At 60.9% G+C, this 12,582-nt stretch carries 11 protein-coding genes; 6 read left to right on the top strand and 5 right to left on the bottom strand.

Annotation, left to right across the window (positions count from 1 at the left end; all coding sequences use genetic code 11):
• Window positions 1–17 precede the first annotated feature (17 nt).
• The 3 genes from ABNX08_RS42550 to ABNX08_RS42540 form a co-directional block, all read right to left on the bottom strand.
• Complete coding sequence (locus ABNX08_RS42550; protein WP_374063776.1) at window positions 18–548, bottom strand: hypothetical protein; 531 nt, start codon at window positions 546–548, stop codon at window positions 18–20.
• A 61-nt stretch (window positions 549–609) separates the two neighbouring features.
• A complete protein-coding gene (ltrA, locus tag ABNX08_RS42545; RefSeq protein ID WP_374063775.1) occupies window positions 610–1,917 on the bottom strand; it encodes a group II intron reverse transcriptase/maturase in 1,308 nt (435 codons plus the stop codon).
• A gap of 504 nt (window positions 1,918–2,421) precedes the next feature.
• The gene (locus ABNX08_RS42540) at window positions 2,422–3,351 is read right to left on the bottom strand and encodes an IS4 family transposase (RefSeq protein WP_374063774.1); all 930 of its coding nucleotides are present in this window, start codon (window positions 3,349–3,351) and stop codon (window positions 2,422–2,424) included.
• Window positions 3,352–4,045: 694 nt separating this feature from the next.
• Between ABNX08_RS42540 and ABNX08_RS42535 the strand changes: the two genes are divergently transcribed.
• From ABNX08_RS42535 to ABNX08_RS42515, 5 genes are all read left to right on the top strand, one after another.
• Window positions 4,046–4,840 carry an enoyl-CoA hydratase-related protein gene (locus ABNX08_RS42535; protein WP_349606726.1) on the top strand — a complete coding sequence of 265 codons (795 nt, stop codon included), beginning with the start codon at window positions 4,046–4,048 and terminating at the stop codon, window positions 4,838–4,840.
• Window positions 4,841–5,661: 821 nt separating this feature from the next.
• A complete protein-coding gene (locus ABNX08_RS42530) occupies window positions 5,662–6,015 on the top strand; it encodes a hypothetical protein (protein ID WP_349606727.1) in 354 nt (117 codons plus the stop codon).
• A gap of 732 nt (window positions 6,016–6,747) precedes the next feature.
• Entirely contained in the window at window positions 6,748–7,758 is a 1,011-nt protein-coding gene (locus ABNX08_RS42525; protein WP_349606728.1) for a CAP domain-containing protein, read from the top strand.
• A 296-nt stretch (window positions 7,759–8,054) separates the two neighbouring features.
• Window positions 8,055–8,999, top strand: coding sequence for an AraC family transcriptional regulator (locus ABNX08_RS42520; protein WP_349606730.1), 945 nt, complete (start codon window positions 8,055–8,057; stop codon window positions 8,997–8,999).
• A 134-nt stretch (window positions 9,000–9,133) separates the two neighbouring features.
• The gene (locus ABNX08_RS42515) at window positions 9,134–10,297 is read left to right on the top strand and encodes an FAD-dependent oxidoreductase (protein WP_349606732.1); all 1,164 of its coding nucleotides are present in this window, start codon (window positions 9,134–9,136) and stop codon (window positions 10,295–10,297) included.
• A gap of 193 nt (window positions 10,298–10,490) precedes the next feature.
• Here ABNX08_RS42515 and ABNX08_RS42510 read toward each other — a convergent pair whose 3' ends face one another.
• A complete protein-coding gene (locus ABNX08_RS42510; RefSeq protein WP_349606734.1) occupies window positions 10,491–10,982 on the bottom strand; it encodes a DUF417 family protein in 492 nt (163 codons plus the stop codon).
• A 245-nt stretch (window positions 10,983–11,227) separates the two neighbouring features.
• Window positions 11,228–11,533 (bottom strand): carboxymuconolactone decarboxylase family protein, encoded by a 306-nt coding sequence (locus ABNX08_RS42505; protein WP_022539875.1) that lies wholly within the window; start codon window positions 11,531–11,533, stop codon window positions 11,228–11,230.
• A gap of 117 nt (window positions 11,534–11,650) precedes the next feature.
• On the opposite strand from ABNX08_RS42505, the gene ABNX08_RS42500 reads away from it, so the two are divergent.
• Window positions 11,651–12,580: an AraC family transcriptional regulator gene (locus ABNX08_RS42500; RefSeq protein ID WP_349606735.1), complete on the top strand. Its 930-nt coding sequence runs from the start codon at window positions 11,651–11,653 to the stop codon at window positions 12,578–12,580.
• The last annotated feature ends 2 nt before the right edge of the window (window positions 12,581–12,582 follow it).

Raw genomic sequence — 12,582 nt, 5'->3', positions numbered from 1 at the left:
CACCCCTTTCAAGGTGATTAGACGACACGTCCAGCCTTGATGACACGGGCGGTAGAAACATGCCGCCGTGCTACGCATCCGGCCACATAGCCTTTCTTCTTCGGCGCTTTCGGTCCCCGCGTATGTTTGCGCATCGCGCGGGGATCAACGTGCGTCGCCATCTTGATCAACTCGCGACCGAGCTGAGCTGGGGTGAGGAGGTCATAGGCCTGCCACACCTCGGGCGGCACCGCGATCATCATGCCGGCATAAGTTGCCCGGATTTCGCTGGCGAGGTAATACGGTGAGAGCTCGATGTCGCTGGTATCCAGCTCATGCCGGATTCTCACCGCAGTCGCAATCACGCTCAGTACGTTATACGCGAGCGCCGCCACGCCGAAGGCCAGCAGCGCCGCGCGCGCTTGGCTCAACGAACGAATCTCACTGTTGAGCACCGATTCCAGCCGCTGAAACAGATTCTGGCGGGTAAAGGACTGGCGCGGTGCTCGGCGACCCCGGCCCGTTTCCAGCCCCTCCCCATAAGAACTGATCGTGAGGTTTTCCCTCAAGCAGCTCACCCAGTGAGATTCATCGCAAGGGTTATGTGTCCTGTCGGTATGGCGGCCGCTTTCACGCGAACTCCTCCGCGCCAGACAGCGGGCGCGTTTTCCAGTCCCAGTACAAGCCCAGGACTCCGTAGAGGTACTCGTTACTCCACCGTCGCCACCCGACGCTCCTCTTCTTGCGTCGCTTGCGCCGCGTTAGCAGAGTTCGGACCTTCATTTCCAGATAGTCGCGTACCTCACTGAAGGCGCGACTGGCGTTGCCGACCCGAAAGTAGTTGACCCATCCCGCCACCGCAGCATTGAGTTTCGCGATCAGCTTCACGGCTGGGGTCGAGCCTCCATGCCGGATGATGTCGCGGATCCTCGCCTTGATGGCTTGGCGAGCCTTCTTCTTGGGGGTCATCCGGACGAAGTACCCGTTCCCCGCTCGTTTGCGCACGCGACGCAGGTCGAACCCCAGGAACCCAAAGGCGTCCTCCTTCAATGTATCCACCACAATGGTTTTCTCCGTGTTCAACTCGACGCCTAGCGGCACGAGTTGTTCCCGCAGACGCTGTAGGGCACGTTCAGCCCAGCCGCGTTTGGTGTGGTGGCCACTGACGGTGATGACAATGTCGTCAGCAAACCGGTGATAGTTCACTGCCTCGTAAGGGCCCTGTGCCGTCTTGCGTCGAATCTCGTCGAACATCCAGTCAATCTCATTCAAGTAGATGTTCGCGGCGAGTGGGCTGAATGGGCCACCTTGCGGTACCCCAACTTTGCCCGCTGCTTTGATAACCTGCTTGACCAAGTGCATGACCTGGGGATCCTGAATGCGCTTCGCGATCTTGCCCAACAGAGTTGAATGTTGAATTGTGTCAAAGTAGCGCGACAGATCCACATCAACCACCGTCGACATGCGCCGCAGCACACTGCGTCTGACTTCCGCCAGCGCGCGGTGTGGGGACCGCTTCGGTCGAAACCCGTAGGAGTTCGGGCAGAAGTCCGCCTCGAATACCGCTTCGAGGATCAGTTTCAGCGCCCCCTGCACCACGCGGTCGCGGATGCAAGGAACCTGGAGAACGCGGACCTTGCCGTTGCTCTTCGGGATCTCAACCCTGCGGTTCGGCTTGGGTTCATACCTGCCTGTTTTGAGGTCTGCCTGAATCTCCGCAAGGAATACAATGCGTCCCGATGCCTCGATGTCATTAAAGCTCAGACCATCGATTCCCGGTGCACCGCCGTTCCTCTTGGCGATACGGTAGGCCTCGTCTAGGGTTTCACTCTTCGCAATATGCACGAAGAGCCCCCAGAAGCGATGGGTCTTGTCAGACTTCGCCTTGCGATAGATCCGCCTTCTCAGTTCCTGCAGACTGCCGGATGCCTTTGTCATTTCATCCCTGCCTCACATTGTTGGACGGAGTACTCACCGGTCCGGGCCCTTCCCTCCGGGCGCGTTTTGCTGCACGCCCATCGTCAGTACTACGACCCGATCCGTCACCCTGGCACCTATGCCCGCATTTCCCACTCGCGGTTATAACGAGCATCTCCTCGACGGGCTTTCTCCGCCGGGTGCCGAGGGCTTCTCCAGTTTCCACGCTATCCTTCACACCATGTCGCCGCTGATACCCCGCCGGTGAGAGCTGCCGCATCGGACTCGTTTCGGACAACTCTTGCTGCTTTCGCGCGTTATAGACCGTCTCAGCCACCGGGTTTTCGTGTGACGAGGCTACATCTGCGTTCACTGCACGTTGCAACCTGGTGCGTTGCATACACTCCTTTCTGAGCATACTGTCGGAGGGCTCCGTCATCTTGCTTTCGCGCCATAACGCCTCCCAAGCTACGAGGCTTGAGTCTTTTGCCTCGGTCGGACTTACACCGACTGGATAACGTGTCCTTATCTGGACACACCTATGCTCCAGCGTCGCCGGTATAGCCGGGCGACTGCCTCGGCCGTCAGATGGGCGGCCGGGACATTGGTCAGCAGGCGGATGACGGTGTCACCATCCTCGGTGGCGCCATCCAGATGCAGCTCGATGCGCCGCAGCACCAGCGGCGCGTTCGATTCATCTGGGATGCTGACCGCTTGCTCGTACACGATGCCGGTTTCGACCCGGCCCATTTCGCGTAACGGCTCCAGCTCGCTGGGGCTCGGATTGCGGCCGTGCTCCCGCACGATGAAGGCGCTGCCGCGACGCTGCCACCCGGCAAGAATCGCCCGGGTGCTGAAGTTGCGATCGGCGATCCACAGTTCGGCCGGCTGGGCCGATGCGAGCAGGGTTTCCATGATGGCCCGCTCCTGGGCATGCGCATCTTCACAGGGCACCAGATCGACGATCATCGCCGTGTCCGGGTCATAGACCACCAATGACTGCCCTGGCAAGGCCGCACCCCGAAACCCCCGCAATGGTTTCAGGCGCTTTTCGCTCGCCGGCAAATGGCTGCCATCCACGATGCGCAGGCGATAGCCATTCACCGATGGCGGCTGCTTGCGCAACATCGGTTGCACGACCGGCCCCAATCGCTGCGCACTGCCTTGCACCAGGGCACGAACCAGCCCCGGCTCGGTCCGGCTGAGCTTGTCGTACAGCGCGGTGATGGAAACCGGCAGCGCCGGACTGGCCTTGGCTGCCGCATGCACCGACGGGCGCAGCCCCACGGCGACCAGCGACATGATTTCCACCGTCGTCGAGAACAATAACTCCCGCGTGTACTGCGTTTCACGCTCTTGCTCGAACAACTCGTCGATCCAGGCCGGATCAAGGGCGCGTTGCAACCCCAGGCGCGCCATCACGCTGATCGGGCTGTGTTCGATAAAGCGTTCCACCACTGCGTCCAGTACCACGCCATTGACTCCGGTTTCTGTTCGAGAACACGGAGGGTGCCCCAATTTTCGTCACCTTGAAAGGGGTGAGTCTGACACCGCCATTCCGCGCGGATACCGCGCCTTCACCAAATGCGGGCCAAAGGCCGTCTCAGACCTCCGCATTAGAACCGGAAATGGCGAGACTGCCGTGACACGAAGCGCGAATTCGCTGGACTGAGCCTCACCGGTTGCTCGCCGGCTCTGGCCGACCCTTCTGAGCCATTCGACTGGGCAGCGCCGAAGGGCCGAATTGGCCGATGAAGAGCTTTTGGGGGAGGAGCATGTGGGTGGCAGCGCCAAAGTTCTCATGTTGCGAATTTCCTCAGAGAGTGCCTTATTGTCATCAATAAGGCAGATAGTTCCTCACGGAGTGAGCCCCACTCGACAGTAAGCGACCCGGGATGATCCGGGGCATTGAAGAGAAGATAGCAGACGTTCTTATTGTTGACACTCGTAACATCGACTATAACAATGTTGGTTGATGGCTTCCGAAGAGGCGATCCGTGGCGGCGAGTGTGAGGCACGCAGCGTGACGGGCAGAGTTAGCTAACTGGACTGATGCTTCAACGCAACGAAGTCCGTCCACTGAGAGGCTATGGATGCCTTGAGCCGGTGGGTTCAAGCGCAGAACGCTTCCACCAACAGAGGTCTTGTAATGAGCAACAGAAACTGGACGACGATCAAGCTCACAGAGGTCGATCCGCACATAAGTGTGCTGGCTATGAATCGGCCCGAGCAACGAAACGCAATCTCCGTGGAAATGGCAGATGAGCTCGAAGCCTGTCTGGCCAGCCTGAAGGACAAGCAGGATCTCAGGGTGCTCATTGTCACGGGTGAAGGCGCGGCTTTCGGGGCTGGCGCGGACCTGAAGGAAAGAGCCACCCTCGCGCCGGAGCAGACGCAGAAGGCGCGCGGCGCGGTGTTGCGATTCATCGAGATGATCGAGTCGTTTCGCGCGCCCGTGATCGCCATGATCAATGGCCCCGCTATCGCCGGTGCTTTCGAAATTGCGCTGGCCTGCGACATCCGGGTTGCCTCGGACCGAGCGGTTTTTTCGTTGCCCGAAGTTAGCAAGGTCGGTGCGTTCCCAGGCGCGGGTGGCCCGGTACGACTTCCCAAGCTGGTAGGCCTTGGCCGCGCGAACTTGATTGTTCTGACGGGTCGCAAGTTCTCCGCCGAAGAGGCCTTTGCATTTGGCTTTGCAGAGGTCGTCGTGCCACACGCTTGCCTGCTGGATGAAACGTTGGCTCTCGCGCGTCAGATCGCTGGCAACAGCCCGGAGGGCGTCAGTGCGGCCAAGCAGCTCATCCTCAAGAGTTGCGATCTGGACCTGCAAGCGGGCATGGAGCTCTCACGCGCCCTGCGCGATCCGATGGATGGCACCGCGGCGGCCGCGGAGGGAATCCAGGCGTGGGTAGATAAGAGGAATCCCGATTTTGCCGGGCTATAGAGTGGGGCTGGCAACACCTAGTCGACTTCGAGCACCTGCTCGACGACTTCGTGACCGAGTTGCGCGGTCAATCGGCCGTAGTACAAGCGCTAACTGTGTCGCATCGCATATACGCTTCCGCATCGGGACGCGTCCGTCCGTCCTGATCAGGGCGAACGGCTAGTTTTCGGTGCGGGCATCGGGGCTCTGCCTCTTGATCGTCCGGTGAGTGCCCATGAACGGTCATTTAAGGCGCGGGCGGCGATCGTCTCTTCATCGGCCGACTCGGCCGTCCACCGGCGCCGACGCAGGAGATCGCGGGTTCTTGCCCGGTGCCGCAGAAACGGGTACGCCGACTCCTCGGCGCCCGCGCAGCGTTGCGGGGTGCTCGCCTGCCGGGGCTCGGCCCTTCTTGGTTGCGGCTCACAAGCGCATTGCCGAGCCACTTCCGCGCACGCTCGCTCGAATGATAGCTTCCGCTGGCCACACCTCATTAAGCCCGCCGCTGTCGAAAGACAGAAGTGGGGCTAACTCTCTTTTTGCGGGTCGAATGGGGCGGCAAGACCGCGTAGCTGAGGTGAGCGCGCTGCTGAGTGGCGCGAACGCCTTCGGGTACCTCCTACCGAGGCCGATAGCCCTCCCGCCCAATTGGTTCGGACGGGCATTCTTTTTTCCGGCTGCTCGCCTCGTTGTCGTTTGGGCAACCGACCGGCGTGGCTCCAAGGAAGCAGATCGCCGGACTCTGAGCACGTGCGCACGCGGTATCCCCTTGGTGGCAGGGAAGCCGATCTTCTAGCATAAATATGCTAGCCAAGCGACCGACAAGGCAGGGAGCGCCTGATATGACGATTACGAATCAAGTGACGGTTACGAAGCCTCAGGAGGTAACGGATATGTCTGCCACAAGGATTGAGATGTGCGACCACGATGGCGACGGAGTATTGACCATTCGAGATGACGGCGCCGCATTTTCAGGGGTCGCGCTTGAGCTTTCGAATCTTTTCGGTGAAGACGTGGTCGCGGATCTTGACAAGCACCAGTTGCTCAAATGGTGCGAGATGGTCGCGGCCCACCTCCGCAACCAAGGCGTTACGCCGAGCGCGTGCGGTCCGGAGGGCTACGTCAACAAGACTAGTCAAAGCCGGACGAAAGAGCAGCCTGGCGTCGAGGAGCTTTTGCAGTCGGCGGCATCTTGACTCTGACGAACCCGAGACGCTCTGCTGGTAACAGAGCATCTTTTCGCTGGCGCATCGCTTAACAATCCCCATCAGCCAGCGATTCCCATCTATCTCTGGGTGACCTTACCCGGCTGCGCTCGTCACGAGGGCAACACGAGAAGAAGGTGTACCCGGACGGTCGAACTGAGCGGCCTGCTGGACGTATGCACGCCGCTAGGCGTCGCTGAAAACACGGTGTCAGCCCAAACGTCCGGGCGGCTGAATCCCGGCCGTTGCCTGCGGGCACCGGGGCTGCCCAGTCTCGGCTAGGTTGAGTCGTGCACCGGCGCCGCGTTGGATGGAAGACCGAATCGGGCGACAAAACGTCATCCGATCCGAAAGGAACGATGGCCGTAGCCGGCCAACTTCGGTCACTGGCAGTGCACTGATTGGACGACCGAGTTGGCCGGTGCGACCTTCGTTCTTTCCCGCAGGTCCGCGATGCACCTATTTTGTGTCGCCACCCAATGGCAGGGTCGAACACTAATACTCAGATCGCTCTTCGTGGGCACCTAGACAGTCTCTAGGCTCTTGCATTTGCGTGGGCACCGCGCACCCCACGCACTCCCCCCAAGCTTGCTGCCCCCAAGGCGCGCATGCTCCTGTCCACCAATCTTCGCAATATCGCGTTAAGCCTCCGGAAGCGGATTAGCCAGGGTCACCCGCGGATCGCTGGCTCCGCTTATACAGACCTAAAATAACCGGAAAAACGTGAAAAAGTGCCTCTTCACAGTCGCCGCGATGTCTGCCTTCGTCGCGGTCTGCTCCAGCATTGGTAACGCTGGTGCCACTCCTCCAACGATCGCCTCGATCACGCCACGCACACCGACCATCAGGAAGGAGCCGTTTTCTTCAGGTCCCACCGCGATCGTGCCCAGATCCACCTACTCCAGAACCGACCCGCGCCTCGAATTCTTCAATGCTCTCAACTCCCTGCGCGTCGCAATGGGTGTAGGCGCGTTGCGGCAAGACGCCGCCCTGGACGCTGCGGCGGAAAACCACCTGGAGTATATGAAGTTCAATGCGGTGATGAGCCACACGGAGGTCCCTGGGAATACTGGTTTCACAAGCGCCGATCCGTACCAGCAGGTGCTTGCTGTCGGCGGCTCGCACAAGCAATGGGTTGGGCAGAATGCTTATAGAGGCGAGATTGCCCGCTGCCTTGGTTCGATGGTGAACTCGGTTTACCACCTGCAAGGGATTACCAGCAACCAGGAAACCATCGGCCTGGCCATGCATGACAACTACTGCGTGGCGAACTTTGGTGTGATGACCGCAGCCGGAGCCGGCGGCTATGGCCTCGCCCAATGGGGCGGCCAACAACTGCCTCCCGGCACTGGCGCCCACTACCCAGCCGACAATGCCAACGTCCACGGCTTGTTCATTCCTGGTGACGAGATCCCGAATCCAGCGCCCGATCTGGCCAGAGCCGGTCCCCCGATCATGTTCCGCGTCAATGTTGAAAAGCCATTTGACGTGCTGACGGTCTCGAACTTCATCCTGACGGGACCTGGCGGCAACTCTGTGCCCGCTCGCATCCTGGTGCCTGCTGAATCCAAGGCCGGTTCGGTTGCTTCTGCTATCGAGGACGCGAGCTTGTATCGAGGCGTGGTATTTCTGCTCCCCACGCAGCCCATCGCTGCAGGCACATACACAGCGACTTTCGCCGGTGCACGAAATGGTGTGGCGATCAACAAGTCCTGGAGCTTTACGGCGTACTGATCAGCATCTTCCGCGTCTAGGGTGGCCGCGAATGCATCAAACGTTGCCCCCTGTCTTCTTGAGGATCTTGTGAACTGCCCCCGGATTTTCCTACCGGGTACGGCCGGCCTCCCGTCGATCGCGGTCGTCGCCTGCCGGCCAGTTGCTGACGTTCGACCTTCATCTCGCCAATGGCGGAAGTTGACCAAAGTGGACATTTGTCCCGGCCACCAAAGGCACTGCGCTAAAATCCCGTAGCCCAAGCCTCCCCCCTTTATACCCCGCCCCCAGCGATGAATCCCGGACCGCATGACGTCTTGAGCCGGATCCTTTCCGCATGTAAGGCCGAACGCGCCGTAACGGCAAGTTTCCGGCTCTTCGCGCCGTGGGCATTGCGGTCGGCCGGCACCGAGGGCGCACTGATCCGTATGTGTACGGGATCCGGCTACTGGATTTGCACCGACGGCGGCACACCCGTAGAGATTGGCCCGGGCGATATCGTCATGCTGCCGCGCGGCACTCCACATACGGTGTCATCGACACGTGATCCCGGTGATGACATCGTGCTCTTTGCCGATCTCCTGAAGGCGCACATGATCGGGCGCCACGGCGATCATCCGATCGAATTGACATACGGCACGGCCATCGCGAACGCTACCCCCACGCAACTGTTCTCGCTGCACTTGTGGATGCCTGCGCTTGAGGTGGGCGCCATCCCGGCGGAATTGCCTCCGCTGATCGTGTTGCGCAGCGACGAGCTTCTGCTGGCACACACGCTCGCAACCACAATGGAAATGCTGGTGCAGGACTCGCTGGCCCAACGTCCGGGCTGGCAGTTGTCCGCGGCACGCATGGGCGATCTGCTGCTCGTGCACATCCTGGGCGAGTACTTGCGCACACCCGTGGCGGCGCGCCAGGGTAAGCCGAACCTTCTTGACGACCCTGGCATTGCGCGCGCGGTTGCAGCCATGCAGGAATCCCCACAACGGGACTGGAGCATCCCTCAACTTGCCGCCGTGGCATTACAGTCGCGCACTGTGTTCACCGAGCGCTTTCGTGCGCTGCTTGGCGTGCCGCCAATGCAGTATCTGTCAGCCTATCGCATGAACCTTGCCGCCGACCAACTGCGTCAGCCGCGCACACGGATCGCCGACGTCGCCGAAGGCGTCGGCTATGCGTCAGAGAAGGCATTTTCACGCACATTCAAGCGCTGGATCGGCGTTTCGCCCAGTCAATACCAGCGCGACGCCTCCGGGCTCTGAAGTTACTGCCTCGCCCCACGGGGCAGATCCGGACGATCGGTGCCCCAATCCGGCGTTCCGGATGTTGAGCGTGGTATGGCCACCGCCCAATAATTCCGCTCAATTGCATCGCTCGCAAACAAGGAGACATGGGCATGAAGCAGGTGGAGCACGCGCTGATCGTGGGAGGTGGCATTGCTGGCTGTGCGGCGGCCATTGCGTTGGCACAGGCCGGTGTACAGGTGACGATGCTGGAGAAGCAGCGGGAATGGAAATTCCAGAGTTCCGGTATCTTTATCTACCACAACGGACTTGCAGCGCTCGGTAGTCTCGGGGTGCTGCCACCGATCGTGTCGGGTGGCTTTGCCATCGCCGATGGCCGGAACGTCTACCTGGACGAGCGCGGCGAGCCGATCACAGATACGTACTATCCTTCCTCGCACCCGGATATTCCGCCGATCGTCGGCATTCGTCGGGCCGAGATGCATCGCATCCTCGCCAGCCGGCTCGACGCGCTGCACGTCGATATCCGCCTAGGCACGACGGCCGTGCGGATCGATCAGGACATGGCGGACCACGTCACCGTCGCACTCTCCGATGGCACCTCGGGCCGATACGATCTTGTGGTCGGGGCAGATGGCATACGCTCGGAGATCCGCCGCCTCGTCGCAGGCCCGCTGGAACCGGTCTATACAGGACTCGGCGTCTGGCGCAGCGTACACAGCCGACCGAAAGACCTCACCGCGAAGATCATGATGATGGGCACCGGTAAGCGCCTCGGCATCATGCCGATCAGCGATGACCAACTGTACCTGTTCGGAACGCTGCCCGAGCCCGCCGGGCAATGGTATGAACGCGCCGATTGGCCGGCGCTGATGCAAGCCCGCTTTGCGGAGTTCGGCGGCCCGGCGCGCCAATTCCTGGACGCCCTCTGCACAGATAGCGAGGTCCTCTACACCGCAGTGGAGGAGGTGGCCGCCCCACTGCCCTGGCACCGTGGCCGCGTCATCATGATTGGTGACGCCGCGCACGCCTCCACTCCCTTCATGGGACAAGGCGGCGCGATGGCACTCGAAGACGCGGTGTTGCTGGCGGAGATGCTGTCGCGCGATGGCGACGTAGAGGCCACGCTGCGCGCCTTCGGCGAGGCACGCTATCCCTTGTGCAAGTTCGTGCAGGACACCTCGCGCAAAGTCGGCGAGGCCGGAGCGCAAGAAGACGCGGCCATTCTGAACGTGCGCAACGAAACAATGCGGCGTAATGCACAGCAGCAGGTGGATGACTTCTACGCGCGGATGAAAGCTTTACGCTTTCAATAGTGCGCGGCACAGTGCGCCTGACAGGCTCAGTCCGATGTTGGCCTGCGATGCTTGCTCGGGTCTTTCCATTTCTCGTCGGCCTGACCGGGGCGTCTGTTCCCGGCCCCAATCCGCCCATTGATCCCCGATTTGTTGTTGGCCGAGAAGGGTCGGGAAGCGACGGCCAACTCGCAACTTTGGTGCTCCTGTGAAATCAGGAACGCGCCGCTTGCCAACGTGCTAACGCCGTGCGCAGCAGAGAAGCGGACACGGCCAACAGCACGAGGTCCTTCAGCAGGAACTGACCGATCGGCGCGGAGATCGCCGGGAACCCACCAGCAGTCGGCTCGGCCACGCCGGGGGTGGTGAGAAAGAACGTCAGCGTGATGGCGTACGTCGCGCATGACATGGCTGCACCAAGTACCGACGCCCCACGATGGAATGCACCGACGGCCAGCGTCGCCGCGGTGGACAGTTCCACCACGCCAATGACACCGCTGGCTCCACGAACACCGAATGCGTCGATGAGCCAACCCATGAAGGGGCTATTCTCAATGAACGGCGCAATACCCTGCGCTTCGTAGGCGGTGAATTTCATCCCACCGAACCAGAGAAAGACAATGACCAGGGACCAGCGCAGCAACGCTTCGTGGTTGTGGATGGCTTCGTTGGTCCGCGTTGTGGCAACGGAGGTGATGGGTTGCATGTTTACTCCTCAACAGATTTGGTGTGTGGCGGAGGAGCACGCCCTGGTGGCGCAGACCTCCTTTCCTGTCATTGCGACGATGCGCATGCGCGCATTCCGGCGCGGCCGGTTCCAGCTCTGCCAGAACCGGCGATTTCGGAAAATTCCTCGTTCCAGAGACGTATCAGGCGCGTCCCTTACCGATATGAAGTCGCCCCATGGACTTCGGGACTATCCCCACGCGGGAAGGTGCGTTTGAGCGGCGTTCAGTCGCGGAACAGGTGCGTGGCATGCGTTACGGCCCCGCCCGCCCGAATTGCCGCCGCCACAAGTGCGGCTTCCGCAAGTTGCTCATCGGTGGCGCCGGCATCGTGGGCGGCCTTGGTATGCAGGGCGATGCAATATGGGCACTGCGTGGTCAGCGCGACGGCCACCGCAATAATCTGCTTCTGCTGCACCGAAAGCGCGCCGTCAGCGAAAGCTGCATGGTCGAAGGCAAGGAAGCGTTTCATCGCTTCAGGAGCGTTTTCGTCCAGCTTCTTCAAACGGGCAAGATCTTTCATATCGAACATGGGAACCTCCATCAAGGCTGGGATTGGAGTAGGTATGATAGGAATGGCAAGGTTCCAGGTGGTCTTAGTTTGGTTTCAATTCGTCCAAAGATGGAATCCCTCCCTTCTGCACATCGTGTGCTCGAACATTTCCTTGCCACACTCGACATTGGTGTCACGCACATCACACGGTGCGACATTCGCGATGGCTGGAGCGTGCGTTTCGAAGCATGTGAAACGGCCAGCCTCCACTACTGCCTGGACGGTCGCGGGACGCTCGACGCAGGCGATGGCCACCGCATCGGGTTACAGCCGCACAGTTTCGTCTTGATGCCGCCGGGCGTTTCCTACCGGCTGGAGTGCGCGCTCGAGTCGCCGACCGTTTCGGTGGATCGGGCAAGGCTTGGCTCGTGGTCCGCGCGCGAAACGGCGCCGACAGTGAAGGTGGGCGAGGCAGCAATGGGGGTTGATATGGCATGTGGGGAGTTGCGCTTCGCGACGAGTACCGCCGATCCCTTCAGGATGCTGCGGCGTCCAATCGTGACACGATTCGACGGGCCTGCGGGGCTGAAAGACCAGTTCGTCATGCTGTTGGCGGAATCCGCACAGCCCGGATTGGGCTCGAGGGTTCTGATCGAGGCATTGCTCAAGCAATGCCTGGTCATGCTGCTGCGGCGCCAGGTGGAGGACAATGACGCGGAGCTGTCGTGGACGGCGGCCGTTGCAGATCCCCGCCTGCTTCTCGCATTGGAGAAACTCTTTGAACATCCCGAAGCGCCGCTGTCGGTGCAACGATTGGCCGATCTGGCCTGTATGAGCCGTTCAGCGTTCGCTTCGCACTTCGAACGAGCGTTCGGCCAGACGCCTATGGCCATGTTGCGAGCGGTTCGGCTGCACAAGGCCGCGGAACTGCTGGCGACCACAACCCTGCAAATTTCCCAGGTGGCGCACGCCGTTGGTTTCTCCAGCCGCAGCAATTTCTCACAGGCATTCCACAAACAGCATGGTGTGGACCCAAGCGGATTTCGGCAGCGGATGACATCTCGTCAGCGTGTGGGTGGCGACTGATT

It is taken from the genome of Cupriavidus sp. DF5525 (assembly GCF_040149425.2).
GTDB lineage: Bacteria > Pseudomonadota > Gammaproteobacteria > Burkholderiales > Burkholderiaceae > Cupriavidus > Cupriavidus pickettii_A.
This window is presented reverse-complemented; position numbering and strand designations above follow the sequence as displayed.

What these genes read in the sequence shown, in the direction of transcription:
- ltrA (WP_374063775.1), bottom strand. Translation starts at nt 1,917, where the DNA reads ATGACAAAGGCATCCGGCAGTCTGCAGGAACTGAGAAGGCGGATCTAT.
- ABNX08_RS42535 (WP_349606726.1), top strand. Translation starts at nt 4,046, where the DNA reads ATGAGCAACAGAAACTGGACGACGATCAAGCTCACAGAGGTCGATCCG.
- ABNX08_RS42530 (WP_349606727.1), top strand. Translation starts at nt 5,662, where the DNA reads ATGACGATTACGAATCAAGTGACGGTTACGAAGCCTCAGGAGGTAACG.
- ABNX08_RS42515 (WP_349606732.1), top strand. Translation starts at nt 9,134, where the DNA reads ATGAAGCAGGTGGAGCACGCGCTGATCGTGGGAGGTGGCATTGCTGGC.
- ABNX08_RS42510 (WP_349606734.1), bottom strand. Translation starts at nt 10,982, where the DNA reads ATGCAACCCATCACCTCCGTTGCCACAACGCGGACCAACGAAGCCATC.
- ABNX08_RS42505 (WP_022539875.1), bottom strand. Translation starts at nt 11,533, where the DNA reads ATGTTCGATATGAAAGATCTTGCCCGTTTGAAGAAGCTGGACGAAAAC.